This is a genomic window from Acidimicrobiia bacterium (assembly GCA_036271555.1).
Taxonomy (GTDB): Bacteria; Actinomycetota; Acidimicrobiia; order IMCC26256; family PALSA-610; genus DATBAK01.
Genome location: DATBAK010000003.1, coordinates 83,299 through 102,101 on the forward strand (window position 1 = coordinate 83,299; position 18,803 = coordinate 102,101).

The 18,803-nt window shown below is 70.0% G+C and carries 13 protein-coding genes; 9 read left to right on the plus strand and 4 right to left on the minus strand.

All coding sequences use genetic code 11. From position 1 onward, the window contains the following. The first annotated feature begins 19 nt into the window (after window positions 1-19). The 4 genes from VH914_01595 (at window position 20) to VH914_01610 (ending at window position 5,181) form a co-directional block, all read left to right on the plus strand. Entirely contained in the window at window positions 20-613 is a 594-nt protein-coding gene (locus VH914_01595) for a hypothetical protein (protein ID HEX4489873.1), read from the plus strand. A gap of 182 nt (window positions 614-795) precedes the next feature. Next, window positions 796-3,156, plus strand: a complete 2,361-nt coding sequence (locus VH914_01600; protein ID HEX4489874.1) for a hypothetical protein — start codon at window positions 796-798, stop codon at window positions 3,154-3,156. A 5-nt stretch (window positions 3,157-3,161) separates the two neighbouring features. Next, window positions 3,162-4,349 (plus strand): cellulase family glycosylhydrolase, encoded by a 1,188-nt coding sequence (locus VH914_01605; protein ID HEX4489875.1) that lies wholly within the window; start codon window positions 3,162-3,164, stop codon window positions 4,347-4,349. Window positions 4,350-4,386: 37 nt separating this feature from the next. Further along, window positions 4,387-5,181, plus strand: a complete 795-nt coding sequence (locus VH914_01610; GenBank protein ID HEX4489876.1) for a phytanoyl-CoA dioxygenase family protein — start codon at window positions 4,387-4,389, stop codon at window positions 5,179-5,181. Window positions 5,182-5,210: 29 nt separating this feature from the next. On the opposite strand, the gene VH914_01615 is transcribed toward VH914_01610, so the two are convergent. Then, window positions 5,211-5,552 (minus strand): hypothetical protein, encoded by a 342-nt coding sequence (locus VH914_01615; protein ID HEX4489877.1) that lies wholly within the window; start codon window positions 5,550-5,552, stop codon window positions 5,211-5,213. A 142-nt stretch (window positions 5,553-5,694) separates the two neighbouring features. Here VH914_01615 and VH914_01620 point away from each other — a divergent pair, with 142 nt between their 5' ends. After that, on the plus strand, window positions 5,695-6,159 hold the full coding sequence (locus VH914_01620; protein HEX4489878.1) for a phage tail protein: 465 nt from the start codon (window positions 5,695-5,697) through the stop codon (window positions 6,157-6,159). A gap of 157 nt (window positions 6,160-6,316) precedes the next feature. Next, window positions 6,317-8,248 (plus strand): DUF2723 domain-containing protein, encoded by a 1,932-nt coding sequence (locus VH914_01625; protein ID HEX4489879.1) that lies wholly within the window; start codon window positions 6,317-6,319, stop codon window positions 8,246-8,248. Window positions 8,249-8,254: 6 nt separating this feature from the next. On the opposite strand, the gene VH914_01630 is transcribed toward VH914_01625, so the two are convergent. From VH914_01630 to VH914_01640, 3 genes are read right to left on the minus strand one after another with little or no spacing between them, the layout of a single operon-like run. Then, a complete protein-coding gene (locus VH914_01630; GenBank protein HEX4489880.1) occupies window positions 8,255-11,122 on the minus strand; it encodes an ABC transporter permease in 2,868 nt (955 codons plus the stop codon). A 3-nt stretch (window positions 11,123-11,125) separates the two neighbouring features. Then, window positions 11,126-11,830, minus strand: coding sequence for an ABC transporter ATP-binding protein (locus VH914_01635; protein HEX4489881.1), 705 nt, complete (start codon window positions 11,828-11,830; stop codon window positions 11,126-11,128). Then, entirely contained in the window at window positions 11,830-12,390 is a 561-nt protein-coding gene (locus tag VH914_01640) for a hypothetical protein (protein ID HEX4489882.1), read from the minus strand. Before VH914_01640 ends, VH914_01635 begins: the two co-directional genes overlap by 1 nt. A 218-nt stretch (window positions 12,391-12,608) precedes the next feature. Between VH914_01640 and VH914_01645 the strand changes: the two genes are divergently transcribed. The 3 genes from VH914_01645 to VH914_01655 are packed head-to-tail and all read left to right on the plus strand — an operon-like array spanning window position 12,609 to window position 18,795. Beyond that, window positions 12,609-14,957, plus strand: coding sequence for a hypothetical protein (locus tag VH914_01645; protein HEX4489883.1), 2,349 nt, complete (start codon window positions 12,609-12,611; stop codon window positions 14,955-14,957). 41 nt (window positions 14,958-14,998) lie between these two features. Beyond that, window positions 14,999-16,141, plus strand: coding sequence for a cellulase family glycosylhydrolase (locus tag VH914_01650; GenBank protein HEX4489884.1), 1,143 nt, complete (start codon window positions 14,999-15,001; stop codon window positions 16,139-16,141). After that, a complete protein-coding gene (locus VH914_01655; protein HEX4489885.1) occupies window positions 16,138-18,795 on the plus strand; it encodes an alkaline phosphatase family protein in 2,658 nt (885 codons plus the stop codon). The genes VH914_01650 and VH914_01655 overlap by 4 nt, the downstream gene beginning before the upstream one ends. Window positions 18,796-18,803 lie beyond the last annotated feature (8 nt).

Consider the following 18,803-nt stretch of genomic DNA (forward strand, 5'->3'; position numbering starts at 1 on the left):
GTCTCGAATCGGGCGATCCTTGCGAACGGCCGTTACAGGCGCGCATCACGGGGATCCGCTGTACCTCGATCGCGGCAGCGACTCGCTCACGACGACCCTCGAGGATCTGGGCCGTCCCGATCCGGCGGGCATCTTGGCGACGGGATCCGGCAGCGGAACGTTCTTCCAAGGGCGCGGCGACGAGGAGTGCGGCAGGCAGGACAGCTCGACCGACGACTGGTCCGGAGCGCTCACGGGAGGGTCGGGCGGCCCGTTGAGCGTGCGCATCGACCCCCAGGGCAACCGCACGTACTCGATGGAGCCGTGGAACGGCGGCGGGTCGTTCTTCGGGATCGCGCAGGCGACGAACGCAGCGCACGTGTGGGGTTACAACGCGCACGGCGTCTGCCACGCGACGAACACGACGTCGGCCGAGCCCTTCGAGGTCGTGTTGCAGAGCCCCGCGCCGCTGACGATCCGGTTGCCGAAGGGCGTCACCGAGGTCAAGGGGCGCATCCCGCGGCACGGAACGGAGTCCGTGGGACCCGACACCACCACGTCATCGAGCGTCCTGGACTACGACCTCGTCGTGAAGTGCTCGATGGGCGCCACGACCTGCGCACCCCCGTCCTGAACGAGCGCCGCGAGGAACGTCACGCCGCCGTCATGAGTGGATCTTCGATCACCACACGATTCACAAGGGGAACGCCAGCGCGCGTTGACACTCACGAGCGACGCCGCGATGCGTCCTTCTGTTGCGGTGCGAGCGCGGTTGCCTCCACACTGTGACCGCCAGGGAGGGCGGGGGTGGGTCTGATGCGACGGTTCATGGTCGCGATCGTGATTGTCGGTGCGTGCGCGGGCATCGGGGTTCGTTCCGCGGACGCGGCCGTCGGCTCGATCTCGTTGAACGGCTCGCCGGTCACGGTGACGCTCACGAAGTCCGGTGACTACGGCATCTACACGTTCAGCGGCACGGCGGGCACCCGCGTCTTCGCCGAGCTCACCAGCTCGACGTTCGGGCCCGACTGCCCCGCGGTCGCGCTGTCGCTCTATTACCAGGACTTCACGAAGCTCGGGTCCACCGCGACGACCTGCGGCTCGACCGCGGTGCTCGAGACGCGAACGCTCACGAACACCGGAACCTGGGGTTTCCTCGTCGATCCGCAGCAGAACGACATCGGATCGGCAACGTTGCGCGCGTGGAGCGTTCCCGCGGACCAGAGCGCGCCGATCACGCTCGACGCGCCCGCGACCGCGGTGAGTCTCGGCACGCCCGGCCAGAACGGCGCGTTCACGTTCACGCCGACCGTCGGCCAACCGGTCTCGGCGGCGCTCACCGGCGCCGCGTTCAGCGGAGCGTGTCCGACCGTCGCGCTGTCGTTCGTCCGGCCCGACGGCAGTCAGGCCGCGACCACGAGCACGTGCACCAGCACCGCGTCCCTCAACGCGATACCAATCGACCAGGCGGGCACCTGGACCGCGCGCGTCGATCCGCAGCTCGACAGCACCGGCTCGGCCGCGCTGCAGGTTCTCGACAACACCGACCAGCACGCGCCGCTGATCCTGAACGGTGGCGCCGTCGACGTCGAGCTCGCTCGCGACGGTCAGAACGGCATCTACTCGTTCGCGGGGACGGCGGGGCAGAAGGTGTCGGCGACCGTGGCCGCCGCGACGTTCCCCGGCTGTCCCGCGTACACGCTCGCGCTCGTGCGCCCCGACGGCACGACCCTCGGGACCCCCGTCGGCCAATGCGGCGACACCGGCTTCCTCGACGGGCAACTCCTCGATCAGACGGGCACCTGGTCACTGCGCGTCGACCCGCAGGGAAGCGCGACCGGAAGCGCGCAGCTCACCGCGTACGACGCGACCGATCAGGTGCGCAGCATCAAGATCAACGGTCCCGGTGTCAGCGCGAACCTCTTGAAGCCCGGACAGAACAGCCTCCTGCAGTTCGACGGGACCACGGGCACCACGATCACCGCGCAGGTGACGGGCGCGACGTTCTCGGGGTCGTGCCCGACGTTCGCGTTCTCGCTCGTGCGCCCCGACGGCACGACCCTCGGGAGTCCCGTCACCGGCTGCACCGACACCACGCAGCTCGCTGCGCAGACGCTCGACCAGACCGGCACGTGGAGCTTCCGCGTCGACGCGCAAGGACCGGCGACGGGGACCGCGACGGTGCAGGCATTCGTCGCGACGAACGACGTGCGTGCGATCGCGCTCAACGGCGCGCGCCTGGGCCTCCATCTGAACGCCGTGCAGAGCGGCGACTACACGTTCACGGGTACCGCGGGCCAGAACGTGTCGGCCGCGGTCTCGAACGCGTCCTTCGCCGGCGGCTGCCCCGGCTACACGTTGGCGCTCGTGCGGCCGGACGGCACGACGCTCGGCGCGCCGGTCGACGGCTGCGACGCCGACGCGTTCCTCGACGCACTTGTGCTCGACCAAGACGGGACCTGGACGTTCGTCGTGCAGCCCGTGGGGACCACGCTCGACGCGAGCATCCAGGCGTACACGTTCAACGAGCTCACGAAGCCGACCGCGTCGACGGGCAAGAGCCTCAAGGTCATCGTCAAGCGTCCGGGGCAGAACGCGACGCTCACGTTCTCGGGCACGGCCGGGCAGCGCATCTCGGCCGTCGTCTCGAGCAGCCTGACCGGCGGCGCGTGCCCGGGCGTCGCGCTCACGCTCGTACGGCCCGACGGCACGAACTCGGTCGCCGTGCCGAGCACCTGTGCCGACGGTGCGTTCCTCGATGCGGTGACGCTCGACGCGACCGGCACGTGGCAGCTCGCCATCGACCCTCAGGGCGCGAGTGACGGCACGGTGCGGGCGCAGATCTACACCGTCGTGGACGACGTGCGCACCATCGCTCCGAGCGGCACGCCGAAGTCGTTCACCGCGCAGCAACCGGGAGCCAATGGGCACTTCCATTTCAAGGGCAGCGCGGGTCAGGTCCGCACGGTCACGGTGTCGTGGTCGACGTTCACCGGATGTCCGGGAGTCGTCGTCTCGCTCGTTCGCCCCGACGGCAGCGTGCTCGCGTCCGTCGACGGCTGCGACGCCAACTTCGTGCTCGGGCCCGCGACGCTCGACGCGAAAGGCAAGTTCACGGTGATCGTCGATCCGCAGGGACCCGTCGAGGGGACCATGATCGTCAAGCTGACGGGTTGAATTCGATGGGGCGCGCGACGACCCGGCACTCCGTGCGCGCGCGGTTGTGCACGATCGGCGCGCTCGTCTCGATCGTCGCTGGCGTCGTCGCGACGACGCCGCTGAGCGCGGACGCCGGCAACGCGCGTCCTGCGGCGACGGCGCGGCCCTCGTTCGCACCCGGCTACTTCGGCATCTCGTCCGGTGCCGATCTCACGAACGAGAGCGCGGCGCTCTTCGACAAGGAGATCGGCCTCATGAAGCTCGCCGGCGCGGAGTGGGTCCGTGCCGACATCCCGTGGTCGCTGGTCGAGCACGACCGTCCGAACGAGGGCCACTGGCTACTGGTCGACCGGCTCGTGAACATGGTGCAGGCGCAGGGCATGAAGCTCGACGCGATCATCGGCCAGGTGCCGCTGTGGGCCTATCGGTCGCCGCCGCCCGTCGCCGACTGCCCGGTCGCGCCGGACTTCGACGTGTTCGCGTACGCGAACTTCGCGAGTGAGGTCGCGCAGCGCTACGGCAGCGCGCGCGTCCAGGCGATGGAGCTCCAGAACGCACCGAACCTGCCGGGCCCGCACTCCGACTGGCGCACCGCGAACGCGTGCGCGTACTCACGCTTGATGCAGGCGAGCTACCCGGCGATCAAGGCTGTCGACCCGAACATCACGGTGCTCACGGGCGGCCTCGGCGCGCAGAACAACAAGCGCGGCGGCATCTCCGGGGACTCGTTCCTCGCGTCGATGTACCAGTACGGCGTGCAGGGCTCGTTCGATGCCGTGAGCTGGCACCCGTACTCGTATCCGTGCTTCCCGACGCAGTCGTGTGACAAGAGTCGCCCTTGGAACCGGACCACGACGGTGCGGCAGCTGATGGTCGACAACGGCGACGGCAACAAGCTCATCTGGGCGACCGAGTTCGGCGCGCCGACGAACGGCGTCCCGAAAGACGGCCACGTCGACGAGAACAACCAGGCCGCGATGATGGTGAACGCATTGCAGACGTGGCAGACGTTCCCGTTCGCGGGTCCCTTCTTCGTGTTCGAGTTCCGCGACACCGGCGGTTCGACGAAGCACAAGGACAACTGGTTCGGGCTGACGTCGACCGACATGACGCAGCGCAAGCTCGCGTATTACACGTACCGGTACGAGGCGACGGGGAAGTCGAAGGTCGCGATCCCGGACAACGTGCTCCTCGGCGAGCCGCACGCCTGACGATCGGCGTGCCGCGCGGCTCGGCGATACTTCCGGGATGACGATGGCGCCGCGAGTCGAGGCGTTCGGGGTCTCGGGCGCCGAGCGTGACGCACTGGTCGAGCACTTCCGCACGCACGGCTGGGTCGCGGTCGACGCGCTCGCCGCGCCGGTCGCGGCCGCCTTGTCGGGCTGGGTCGACGAGGTCGCGGCGCTCGCCGACGGCGAGCAGGGCGTCATGCAGCACTACGAGGGCACCGACGTCGGGCCGATGCTGTGTCGCACCGAGAACTTCGTGCCGATGCACGCTCCGCTGCGGGCACTGCTGTGCGACGGCGCGCTCGTCGACATCGCCGGCGCGCTGCTCGGTGAGCCCGCCGTGCTCTACAAGGAGAAGATCAACTACAAGCTCCCCGGCGGCGCGGGCTTCTCACCCCATCAGGACGCGCCCGCGTACCCGATGATCGACGTGCACGCGTCCGCGATGGTCGCAATCGACGATGCCGACGCGACGAACGGTGGCCTGGAAGTCGTGTCGGGCTGCTTCGACGAGGTGCTGCCCGTCGACGGGCGCGGCTGTGTCGCCGCGGACGTCGTCGCGCGCTTGGAGTGGACTCCGGTGTCGGTCCGTGCCGGCCAGACGTTGTGGTTCCACAGCCGGACGCCCCATCGCAGCGGGCCGAACCCGACGAACCGCCCGCGCCGCGCGCTCTACCCGACGTACAACGCGGCGCGCGAGGGCGATCTGCGGTCCGCGTACTACGAGACCAAGCGCGCCGCGTTCGCGTCGCCGTCGGAGGGCGATCGTTCGCGGGTCTCGCTCATCGGCGACTTCGAGGGCCGGCCGGTCTGAACGCGGCTGCGAGCGCGCCGGGCGCCGCGCTACGGCTCGACGACGATCCAGCCGCGGCGTTGCAGCTCCGCCGCGAGCGCTTGATCCGAGAACCGGCGCAGCGCGCGCTCCGCCGTGGACGGGTGCGGCGCGCGGGTGACGACGGGCGCTTCCACGGGCGTGTCGGCTTCGCCGTCGGCCGTGGCCTGGAGCTGCTCGATGAACCCGTCGGCCTCGTCGCGCGTGAAGCGGCCCGCGGCCTGCCGCTGGTTGAATCGCATCGGCCCACGCGCGTCCCGGAAATCGGTGTGGCCGGCGACCTGGAGCAGCTCGAGCAGCTCCTTCACCTGGCGGGGCGTCGCCGGGGGACCGGCGGTCTGTCCGAAGGGCATGCGCGCAGTGTCGCACGACCGTGTGACATCGAAGCGGACATCGAAACGCCACAATGAGTCGATGGCCTGCGTCCCCACCGGGATCGGCATCGACTGCAACGATGCGGCCCGCGTCGACTGATCCTCCGAGGAGACCCGATCGATGTCGTACACCGTGGACTTCACGAACGTCTCGACCGTCGGTCTCGAGTCGTCGCCCGTCGCGGCGGCGCTCGCGGGCCTGCGGGCGAACGAGGCGCGCTACTTCAAGAACAAGTACGACCACGTCTTCACGGTGGAGCCGGCGAGCAAGGGCAAGAAGACCGTCGACTGGGTGCATCGGATCCTCGCCGAAGAGCGCGACCTCGTGATCTCGTCGGCCCCGCTGGAGGCGACGGAGTTCGAAGTCGAGAACATCCGCATCGCGTACGTCTTCTACGAGAGCGGTCTGTCGATCAACGTGATGTACACGATCGCCGACGCGTCGAAGCGCGCGGTCGGGTTCAAGCTGTCGGACGGGATGGAGATCCCCGCGGAGCTGGAATCCCGGTTCAAGTTCGCGCGGCAGAAGTCGAAGCTCGCCGGAACCATCCGCGGTTCCTACTTCGTGATCAAGAACGAGCACTGAGCTCGCCGGGCGTGCCGGCGGGCGGTGAGCCCGGTTTCGCTACGCTCCGCGGCGTGCGGGGGCCCGGATCGATCCGTTCGTCACGAGCGCGATGAGTCGCAGCCGAAACCAGCGGCGCAAGGTACAACGCGCCTCGGGAACGCGACCGGGCGCGCGCGTGAACGCGCGTCCCGGCTCGCCGTCGACGCGTCGGCGCGAGCGGATCGAGGGACCGGGCGAACGCGACACGCCGCAGGAGTGGATCTGGCAGGGCGCGCTCACGCTCATCGCCGCCGTGCTCTTCGCGTCCACGTTCTCCTCGCACGTCGCGCTCGGCGACGCGCCGGAGTCGGTCGCGGGCGTGCGGACGCTCGGAGTGCTGCACGCGCCGGGTTACCCGACGTACGTGTTGCTCGCGAAGGCCTTCGGCACCGTGCTGCCGTTCGGCAGCTGGGCGTTCCGCGTGAACCTCTTCAGCCTCGTGTGCGCGGCCCTGGCCGTTGGCGTCGTCTTCCGGCTCGCACGGCACTTCGGCGCGAGCCGGATCGGCGGGAGCGTCGGCGCGCTCGGGCTCGCGACCGCCGTGTCGTTCTGGTTCAACGCCGACTTCGCCAAGTACTACGCGGTCACCACGCTCATGCTCGCGGGCGCGGCCCTCGGCGTCGTGATCTGGGAGGAGCGGGGCTCGACGGCGGCGCTCGTCGTCAGCGGGCTCCTGCTCGGTGCGAGCGTCGGCTCGGGATGGCAGCTCGCCGCGATCATGACCCTCGCGGTGGCGACGCTCGTCGCCTTCGGCCGGCGCCGGCCGACGCGCGCCGCGGTGATCGGCGCGGTCGCGAGCCTGGTCGTCGTCGCCGTCGTCGGGCTCGTCTACGTCCTCGTGCGCGCGGCGCAGGATCCGACGTTGAACTGGGGCGCGGCGTCGAACCCGTCACGCCTCGTCGGGCTCGTGATGCGGCACGACTTCGGGGGCACGGTGAGCGGCAAGGTCGGCGCGGTCACGGAGCGCGTCGCGACGCTCTTCGGCGGGCTCGAGCGCGACTTCGGTGCGGTCGTCGCCGTCCTCTTCGCGTGCGGCGTCGCCGAGCTCGTTCGCCGGCGTCTGGACCCGGCGCGCGTCGCGTTCCTCGCGATCGCGGCCGGCGTGAACCTCGTCGCCGTCGCGATCGGGTCCGGCGTGACGCAGATGTGGGGGTTCGAGAACGTCGTCGTCGGTGGCGGCTACCTGCTCGCGACGATGATCGTGATCGCAGTGGTCGTCGCGGTCGGAACGACGGGTGCGGTCGACTTCGTCGGGCGCGCGATGGCTCAGCGTTCGGATTCCGACGACGATGCCCCCGCGGAGCGCGCGCGCGTGCTGCCGGCCATGGTCGCGGCGGCGTTGCTCGCCGCGGTTGTCGTGCCGTCGGTCGTCGTGCACCGTGCGCACGCGTCGCTGAAGGTGGCGCCGCTCGCCGACGCGTACGGCCACCGCGTCCTCGAGCAGCTTCCGCGTCACGCGGTGCTGCTCGTGTGGGGCGAGGAGTACAGCATGCCGATGCTGTACCGACAGCTCGTCGACCACGAGCGACGCGACGTCACGATCGTCAGCGCCAACGCGGTCGGACTCGACTGGGGACGAGCACAGCTGACGCAGCGCCTGCACCTCGGCGACGCGCTCCGCCTCGACAGCGCCGACAAGATGGTCGAGCGGATGATCGCCAGCATCCAGCGGACCCGACCCGTCTTCCTCGACGTCACCGCGATGCACGTGCTCGAGCCGTTCGTCGCCTACCGCACCGACGGCTATGTCGGGGAAGTCGTCGCCGGGAAGGCGGGACCGCGATCGGTGACCGACGTCGACGCGGTCGCCGCGATGGTGAAGCGTTCCGACACCGCCGACGGACTCGACCACGAGGCCTACCGGCGGCTCGTGTGGAAGACGGTCTACGCCTTCCACGAGCGCGCGCACCTCGAGCTCGCGAAGGCCTACGCGTTGCAGGACGACATTGCCGCCGCGACCGCGCAGGTGCGGCTCGCGAACGGCGTCAATCCCGTCGACGGTGCGACGCTCGCGAAGCTGAGAACGATGTCGGCGAAGGACGCGAAGGCCTTCATCCTCACCTTGTGAGGCGACTCACTCGGACGCGCGCAGCGCGCCCGCGGGTTGGAGGCGCGCGGCGCGGCGAGCCGCCACCGTGGTCGCGGCGAGCGCGGTGGCCAGCGCGATCACCACGATCGCGATCAACAGGCCACCCGGCAGGCTGAACGGTGTCGACTCGCCGATCGCGCCCGTCGCTGCGAGTCGCCACGAGAGCAGCGCGGCGGTGAGCGCGCCGGCGATCGTGCCCTCGAGCCCGATGACGAGCGCCTCGACGCGCGCCGCGCGCCGCAGCGTCGAACGGCGGAAGCCGAGCGCGCGCAGCGTTGCGAGCTGGCGCCGGCGCTCCCGCACCGCATCGATCATCGCGACCGCGAGCGCGGCGGCGCCGCCGAGCAGACCGAGTGCGGTGTAGCCCGAGACGAGGTTCAGGAACCGCTGCTGCGCGCTCAGGCGGTCGTCGGCGAGGTGGTGGAACGAGCGCGCGTACGCGCCGTTCGGCAGGTGCGTGCCGTCGACGATCGCGGCGACCGTGTCGTTGTTCGTGCCTGGGCTCGTCTCGACGTACAAGACGTTCTGCACGACCGGCGCGGCGTGGAGCGTGTCGAGCAGCGGCGCGGCCGCATAGACGTGATCGACACCCTCGTAACGAGCCGCGGCGACGAGCCCCGCGACGGTCACCGTGCGCGTCACGCCCGTCGTCGGGTCCTGGAGCGAGAGCTTCTCGCCGACGCGTGGAGTGTGATGGTCGAGCGTGTTCTGCGGTGTCGTGCGCAGGTCGGCGCCGACGAGCACCAGATCGGGGTTCGCCATCACCCGCGCGTACGTGCTCGCGCTCGACGGGCCGACCGCGACCGGCGGAGTGCCGTGGCCGACGAGCGCGGGACTCACGCCGACGAGCGTGACGTCGGCGAACGATTGCGAACCACCCGCGAGCACGTGCGTGTCGAGCGAGGACGCACCGACGACACGCGTGACGCCGGGGAGCTCGCGCACGTCCTTGACCGGAACCGGTTGCGCGCCGTTCGACGTCACCTCGAGCGCGGCGTTGCCCCCGAGCTGCGCCGCCACACTGTCGACGCTGCCCGCGTACAGGTGCGCCATCGTGACGACGAGGCAGAGCGTGAAGACGACCACGCCGTACATCGCCGCGATCGTCGCGGTGCGATTCGGCGTCGCGTGCGAGTACGCGAACCCGAGCGTGACCGGTGCGGTCCGGCGGCGACCGACCGCACGGCGCCGGTCGGCGAGCGCGCGGTCGACGATGCTGACGAGCGCGACCGCGGCGATGCTCATCGCCGCTGCGATCGTGAGGATCTCGGCGGGCGACGGACCGGTGAACGCCCGATGGCCCGCGCGTACCTCGATCACGGCCCACGCGATCTCGACGACGGCGGCGGCGGCCGCGGTGAGGCGCCGCCACGGGGGCGGCGCGAGCAACGGCGCGGCGATCGCGACGAGCGCGCCACCGGCAACCGCGAACGACGCGTTCGTGGCGACGGCACCGACGATCGCGACCACGAGACCGACGCCTCCGAGCGCGAGGCCGCCGTTGCGCACCAGACGCGGATCGATCACGCGCGGCGTGCCCGTGTCGCCGCGCATGAGCGTGACGACGCCGGTCCGGGCGACGACGCCGGCCGCGATCGCCAGGGCGATCAGCGACGCGACGAGACCGATCGCGAGGCCCGTGAGCAACGTCGCGGTGCGGACCGAGAACGCGAGGTCGACACCACCCGACGCCGCGTTCGCCAGCGTCCCGTGCGCGATCAGCACGACGAGCGCGGCGATCCCCGCGCCGGCGATCGCGCCGAGCACGACGCCGAGCACACAGCTCGGGAGCGCCTCGAGCACGACCGTGGCCGCGAGGTCGCGGCGACGGAGACCGAAGGCGCGCAGGATCCCGAGCGATTGCGCGCGCTCGCGCGCGAGCGCGCCGAACGTGAGCAGCAACAGGAGCAGACCCGCGAGGAGGCTGAGCAGACCGAACGCGCGGAACAGCGCGCTGAACTGCCGGCTCTGCGCAGCGGCGTCGTCGAGGACGAGCTGCTTGACCGGGATCACGTCGACCGTCTGCCCGTGGAGCGCGCGTTGCAGCTCGGCGGTCACCGCAGTGCTCGACGCGTGCGACGTGAGCACACCGCCGCGATTCGACACGACGACGACCGCCGAGGGCGCGGGACCGGATTGCGAGCCCGCGCCTTGCATCGCGGCGAGCGTTCCCGGCGGCACGAACAGGTTCAGCGACGCGCTGCCGGCGGGCGCGCCCGGCGACTCGAGACCCGCGAGCCCGACTCGCGGGGCGATGCCCTCGATGTGGAAGGTGCGCGCGGTGCCGTAGGCGTGCACGGTGGCGCTGTGGCGGAGGAGCAGCGACGTCTCGGTCGCGAGGTCCGCGCTCATCACACCGGTGTTCCCGGACGGCGTCGATCCGGTGATGCCCGTGTGCGCGGGATCGCCGCCGAAGCGTGCGGCGGCCGCGAAGTCGAGCTCGATCACCTGCGCCTGTGCGACGCGCGGCACGTAGTCGCGACCCTGCACGGTGAGCCGCGCGGTGACGAGCGGGAGCACACCGTCGACGCCGTCGAGGTGCGCGCGCGTGATCGTGTCGGCGATCGTGCGTGCCGTATCCGCACCGCCCGACGCGACGACCATCTCGTCGACCGGCCCGAGCTGCGTGTACGCAGAGTTGCGGATCGACGATCGCAGCGAGTCGCCGATCGCCGACGCGCTCGTGAGCGTGGCCGTCGCGAGCAGCACGCCCGCGGCCACGAGCAACGCGCGCCCGGGCCGTACGCGCAGGTTGCGTACCGCGACCGCGCGCAGCTCCGGCCGGGTCACACCGACCCGCGCCGCGAGCACGATCGCGACGACCGTGACGATCAGGACGACGATCGTGAGCACGGCTCAGCCGCGCTGCTCGTCGACGACGCGCCCGTCGCGCATCTCGATCCGCCGGTCGCTGCGTTCCGCGAGCCCGAGGTCGTGCGTGACCAGGACCACCGTCGCGCCGTCGCCGTGGAGCTCGCGCAACAGCGCCATCACGACCTCGGCCGACTTCGAGTCGAGGTTGCCGGTCGGCTCGTCGGCCCACACGACGCGCGGCCGCTTGACGAACGCGCGTGCCAGCGCGACCCGTTGCTGCTCACCACCCGACATCTCTCCGGGCTTCTGGTCGCGCCGGTGGCCGACCCCGACCCGTTCCAGCACGTCGCTCGCGCGCGCCCGCGCGTCACCCGGGCTGGTGCCGGTCAGCACGAGCGGTAGCGCCACGTTCTCGAGCGCGGAGAAGACGGGCAGCAGGTTGGGCGCCTGGAAGACGAACCCCATCGTCGAGCCCCGCAGGTCGGTGCGCGCCGTGTCGTCGAGCCCGGCGAGGTCGACACCGTCGAGCACGACTGCGCCGGTGTCGATCGTGTCGATGCCCGACAGACAGTTGAGCAACGTCGTCTTGCCGGAGCCCGACGGTCCGGTCACCGCGAGGAACTCACCCGCGGCGACGTCGAGATCGATCCCGTCGAGCGCGACGACGGGCTCCGGTCGCGACGGATAGGACTTCGTGACACCCGACGCGTGCAGCAGCATCGAGTCGTTCGTGTCGGTCGCGGTCATCAGCTTCCACCCATGCCGATCAGTTGTCCGTTCTTGAGCAACGGGTTCGCCTTCGAACCCGACTTGCACGCCTGGATCACGAGCGGTCCGGTGTAACCCGCGTCGGGATCCTCGACGATCACTTCTGCGAGCGACTGCGTCGGCAGCTGTGTGAACTTCGATCGCACGCACTTCAAGTCGGGCTTCGACATGCCCGGCGGCGCGAAGCGCATGTACGTGTCGACGATGTAGTTGTAACCGCACAAGAGGTAGGCGAACATCACCGCCTGGCGCAGGTCCTTGTTCTCGATCTGCGCGATGTCGTTCGCGACCTGGTCGAGCAACGGGTTCTCGACGACCGTCTTCGCGACGCACCGCACGATCGTCGCGGGCGGCGCGCTCTTCAAGCCGCCGACGTTCACGAGTCGCGCCGCTTCCTTGTACTGCGCGGCGCTGACGTCGCCCGGCTTCACCGACTTCGCCGCATGGATGTTCGGCTCGTCGTCGTCGCCACCACACGCCGCGAGGGCGACGATCAACGCCAGCACCACCGCCCCGGCGACGACTCGCCTCGTGCGCACGCCCCTCACCATGCGGTCCGCTCCTGTCCGCCCCGTCCGGCAGAAGGAAGGGTAATCCGCGCGCGCAACGGGCTCGAATCGCCGCGCTTCGCGCGAAACAGGAGTGAACGGCGAGAGTTCATCCCCGCTCGGTTGACCGTTCGAGGGCGGTTGGCTACACACTGTGGGCGACCGTGCGGAGGAAAACGCGTTTGAGGGGTCGGTCAAAGCTCACACGGATGTTGTCGCCTGTGCTCGTCGTCTCGGCGATGGTGGGTCTCGGTGCCGTCTCCGCGCGCGGGGCGACGGGGGCGATCTCGCTCGACGGCACGCCGGTGAGCGTCGCGATCCCGAAGGCCAATCAGAACGGCAACTACAAGTTCGCCGCGAACGCGGGCACGCGCGTGGTCGCGGAGTTGACGGGCTCGACGTTCGGTCCGGCCTGTCCCGCGGTCGCGCTCGTGCTGAAGCGTCCCGACGGCACGCGCTTCGGAACGACCACGAGCACGTGTGGCGGCACCGACTTCCTCGACACCCAGACCCTCGACGCGAGCGGCACGTGGACCGTGTTCGTCGACGCGCTGAAGAAGAACACGGGCACGGGCACCTTGCGCGCGTGGAGCGTGCCCGCGGACGAGAGCGGGCCGATCGCGTTGAACGCGTCGGCGACCGCGGTGAACCTGGGCACGCCCGGACAGAACGGCCGCTTCACGTTCACGCCGACGGTGGGGCACGCGGTCTCGGTGGAGCTCGGCGGCGCGTCGTTCACGGGCGCGTGTCCCGATGTTGCCGTCGCGCTGATCCGGCCCGACGGCACGCAGGCCGCCGGCGCGACCACGTGCAGCGCCACCGCGTTCATCGACACGACCACGATCGACCAGGCGGGCACGTGGACCGTCGTCGTCGACCCGCAACTCGACGCCACGGGTTCGGGCGGCCTGCAGGTCTGGGACGTGACCGATCAGCACGCGAGCGCGGCCCTCGGGGGCGCGACGGCGAACGTCTCGCTCTCGGAGCCCGGGCAGAACGGCCAGTTCACGTTCACCGGCACGAGTGGTCAGAAGGTTTCGGCCACCGTCGCGAACGCGACCTTCCCCGGATGTCCCGCGTACACGCTCTCGCTCGTGCGACCGGACGGCACGACGCTCGGCACTCCTGCGGCCCAGTGCGGCGCCACCGGCTTCCTCGACGGGCACGTGCTCGACCAGAGCGGGACCTGGGTCGTGCGGGTCGACCCGCAGGGCGCCGCGACCGGCACCGCACAGCTCGCAACGCACAACGCGACCGACCAGGTGCGGAGTATCAAGGTCGGTGGCCCCGCGGTCCCCGCGAACCTGCTGCAGCCCGGGCAGAACAGCCTGCTCCAGTTCGACGGGACCTCCGGCACGACGATCAGCGCGCAGGTGGCCGGAGCGACGTTCTCGGACCCGTGCCCGACCTTCGCGTTCTCGCTCGTGCGACCCGACGGTTCGACGCTCGGCGCGCCCGTGACGAGCTGCAGCGCCAGCGCGCAGCTGGCGGCGCTCACGCTCGACCAGACCGGGACGTGGAGCCTCCTCGTCGACGCGCAGGGACCCGCGACGGGCACCGCGAACGTGCAAGCTCTCGTCGCGAACGACCAGGTGCGCGACATCACGCTGAACGGCGCGCGGCTCGGCTTCTCGCTCGCCGCGACGGAGGACGGCGACTTCACCTTCTCCGGCACGACCGGGCAGGAGGTCTCGGCCGATATCGCCGACGCGACCGCGAGCGGTTGCCCGGGCTACACGCTGTCGCTGCAGCGGCCCGGTGGTTCGCAACTCGGCGCGACCGTGAACGGCTGCGCCGCCGACGCCTTCCTCGACTCGGTCACGCTCGACCAGACCGGCACGTGGATGTTCGTCGTGCACCCGGTCACCGGCGCGATGACCGGCTCGATCCAGGCGTACACGTTCACCGATCTCAACGAGCCCGCGGACCTCAGTGGCAAGCGCACGAAGCTGGTCTTCAAGCATCCCGGCCAGAACGCGACGCTCACCTTCAAGGGCAAGAACGGCGACCAGATCTCGGCGGTGCTGAGCAATTCGAACGTGACGGGCGATGCCTGCCCCGCGGTCGCGGTGACCCTCGTACGTCCGGGGGGCACGACCGTGGCCGGTCCCGTCACAACGTGCTCGGACGGCGCGTTCCTCGACACGTTCACGCTGAACCGGCGCGGCACCTGGAAGTTGATCATCGACCCGCAGGGCGACGCCGCGGGCACGCTGAACGCGCAGATCTTCACCGTCGAGGACGACGTGCGGCCGCTCCCGCTGAACGCCTTGCGATCGTTCACCGCGCAGCAGCCGGGCGCCGACGGCATCTTCCACTTCAAAGGCACGGCGGGGCAGACCCGCACGCTCACGATCTCGTCGTCGACGTTCACGGGCTGTGCCGGTGTGGTCGTGTCGTTCGTGCGACCGAACGGCACCGTGCTCGCGTCGGTGAACGGCTGTGACCCCAACTTCGCGCTCGGCCCGGTGACGCTCGACGCGAGCGGCGCGTGGACGGCCGTCGTGGATCCGCAAGGACCCGGTGAGGGAACCATGATCCTGAAGCTCACGAGTTGACCGCGATGCGACCTACGAACCGACACTCCATCCGACGACGCGTGCTCGTCATCGTCGCGGTGCTCGCGACCGCGACTGGCGCGATCGCGACGCGACCGCTGGTCGCGAACGCGGGGCAACCGACCGCGGCGAAGCCTCCGACGTTTCCTCCCGACTTCTTCGGCATCTCGACCGGCGCCGACCTCACGAACGAGACCCCCGAGGTCTTCGACGCCGAGATGAACATCATGAAGGCCGCCGGCGCCGACTGGGTGCGCGCCGACATCCCGTGGGGACTCGTCGAGCACAACAGCGCGAGCGACGCCAACTGGCTGCTCATCGACCGCATCGTGAACATGGTCCAGGCCGAGGGCATGAAGCTCGAGGCGATCATCGGCGCGCCGCCGTTGTGGGCGTACGACAACCCACCCCCGGTCGCGGATTGCACGACGCAGGCCGAGTTCGACGTGTTCGCGTATGCCAACTTCGCGGCCGAGGTCGCGCAGCGCTACGGCAGCGCGCGCGTCCCCGTGATCGAGCTCGAGAACGCGCCGAACCTGCCCGGGCCGCACTCCGACTGGCACACCGCGAACGCGTGCGCGTACACGCGCCTCATGCAGGCCAGCTACACCGCGATCAAGAACGTCGACCCGAACATCACGGTGCTCACGGGCGGGCTCGGCGCGCAGAACAACAGCCGCGGCGGCATCTCGGGTGACGCGTTCCTCGCGCAGATGTACCAGTACGGCGCGCAGGGCTCGTTCGATGCAGTGAGCTGGCACCCGTACTCGTACCCGTGCTTCCCGTCGATGTCGTGCAAGAAGCCCCGCCCGTGGTACCGCACCGACACCGTGCGCCAGCTCATGATCGACAACGGTGACAGCGCCAAGCTCATCTGGTCGACGGAGTACGGCGCGCCGACCAAGGGCGCACCCGACGACGGGCACGTCGACCAGAACAACCAGGCCGCGATGATGGTGAACGCGATGCAGACCTGGATGGCGCTGCCGTACGCGGGTCCGCTCTTCGTGTTCGAGCTCCGCGACACCGGTGGGTCGACGAAGCACAAGGACAACTGGTTCGGGATGATCTCGCACGACGGCACGAAGCGAAAGCTCTCGTACTACGCGTTCCAGTACGAGGCGAAGGGCCACACGTCCGTCAAGCTCCCCGCCAACGTGATCGCGGGAACGCCGGGCCCTTGATCGGCTGGCGCCGAGCTCGTTCCCACGTCTCGATCGCACTCGCGGCCGCGCTCGTCGCGGTCGGCGGGAACGCGGTCGTCATCGCACGAGCACGCGCCGGCGCCGCCACCGGGCCGGTCGCGCTGCTGAAGGGCACGTCGGCGTCCGCCGACCTGTCGAAGATCAAGCACATCGTGATCGTCATGCAGGAGAACCGGTCGTTCGACAACTACTTCGGGATGTACCCCGGCGCCGACGGCATCCCCGTCGACGGCAGCGGCAACCCGACCGTGTGTCTCAACGATCCGGAGACCGATCAGTGCGTGTACCCGTGGCACGACGCGGCCGACGTTCAGAACGGCGGCCCGCACGGCTCGTCGGACGCGAACGCCGACATCGACAAGGGCAAGATGAACGGCTTCGTCAAGCAGTACGCGGTCGCGCTGAAGAAGTGCCAGGCGCGTCCGGGCGCACAGGACTGCGGTGTGACGAAGCCGTTCCCCGACGTCATGGGCTACAAGCTGCGCGCCGACATCCCGAACTACTGGGCGTACGCCGACGACTACGTGCTCATGGACCACATGTTCGGGCCCGGCGTCACCTGGAGCCTCCCCGAGCATCTCTTCATGGTCTCGGGGTGGGCCGCGCGGTGTTACCGCGAGAACGATCCGTCGAGCTGTGAGAACGAGATCAACACGGTCGACGACGCGCGTTTCCAGAACAGCGTCAACTACGCCTGGACCGACATCACGTACCTGTTGAACCAGCACCACGTGAGCTGGGACTACTACCTGTTCGACGGAACCGAGCCGGACTGCACCAACCCGTCCGACCTCACGTGTGTGCCGTTGCCGCAGTCGTCGAAGACGGGGAGCATCTGGAACCCGTTGCCGAACTTCACCGACGTGAAGCAGTCGGGCTCGCTCTCGAACATCCAGAGCGTCGACAACTTCGCGGCCGCCGCGCAGAACGGCACGCTGCCGTCGGTGTCGTGGGTCGTGCCGACGAACCCCGTGAGCGAGCATCCACCCGCGGGCGTGAACGACGGCGAGAAGTACGTCACCTACATGATCAACCAGGTCATGCAGGGACCCGACTGGGACTCGACCGCGGTCTTCCTCGCGTGGGACGACTGGGGTGGCTTCTACGACAACGTCGTGCCCCCGAAGGTCGACGCGAACGGTCTCGGCATCCGCGTGCCCGCGCTCCTCATCAGCCCCTACGCCAAGCGCGGCTACATCGACAGCGGCGTCCACAGCTTCGACTCGTATCTGAAGTTCATCGAGGACGTCTTCATGGACGGCGCGCGACTCGACCCGACGACCGACGGGCGCGCCGACCCCCGCCCGACGGTGCGCGAGAACGCGCCGCAACTCGCCGACCTCGCCGACGACTTCGACTTCACGCAGACGCCGCGCCAGCCCACGTTGTTACCGACGGTCGCGCCCGACAAGCTCGCGGCGGCGATCCACCCGACCCCCGCTCCGACCGTCGCGGCGAAGAAGGCCGCGAGCGCGCCGCAGCCCACACCCGCCGCCGCGGCGGGCGGTCGGTTGAGCGGGACCGCGCCGTACAGCACCGTGTTCGACGGGTCGAAGAGTCGCGCCGGCAACGCGCCGATCAAGCGGTGGACGCTGACGTTCGGCGACGGGAAGAAGGCGATCGGCAAGGGCGCGCCCCCCAAGTCGATCTCGCACAAGTACCTCGCTCCGGGTCACTACAGCGCGCGCCTGCTCGTCGTCGACGACACCGACGCGTCGGCGACCGACCGCGTCTCGGTCGACGTCACGGCCGGGACCCCGCACGCGTGGATCGAGGGCGACAAGCCGCTCGGTTTCGACAGCGACTCCGAGAAGTTCGACGCGTCGCAGAGCTCGCGTGGAAGCTGGACCATCGACTTCGGCGACGGCTCGAATCCGGTGAAGGGCAACGGCCTGCCACCGCGATCGACCGCGCACAACTACACGACGCCGGGCACGTACACGACGACGCTCACCGTCGTCGACAAGAAGTCCGGGCTCTCCGCCGTCGCGCGCGCGATCACCGTCGTCTCCGCGAGTCGCGCGCCGACCGTCACGACGCGCGCTCCGAATCCCGGCCCCACGTCATCGCAGCTCATCGCCGCGATCTGGAACAACGGCAAGCCGACCTCGTACCACTTCGAATGGGGCACGGATCCAACCCTCAGCGCGCACGAGAGCTCGCCGGAGAAGCAGGCCGGTTCCGGCAGCACCGTGCCCGCCGTCATCGTCAAGGACCTGACGCCGGGCGCGCGGTACTACTACCGCGGTGTCGCAACGAACAGCGTCGGCACGACCAACGGCAACATCGTCTCGTTCGTCACCGCGACCGGCCCGCGCGTCACGATCGACGCGGCGACCGCCGTCGGAGCCGACACCGCAACGCTGAACGGCGCGGTGAACCCTTTGAACTCGGTCACGACCGCGCACTACGAGTGGGGCGCGAACGGCGCGCTGAACCACTCGACCCCGGACGTGCACCTGCAGTCGGACAACCGCAAGCAGGCGGTGACCGCGGTGCTCAGCGGGCTCGACCCTTCGACGACCTACTCGTACCAACTGGTCGCGACGAACGGCGTCGGCACGACGACCTCGGCGGTGCGCACGTTCACGACGACGAACGCGTCGGGTGCGATCGCGTGGCGGCGATTCTGACGAGCTGA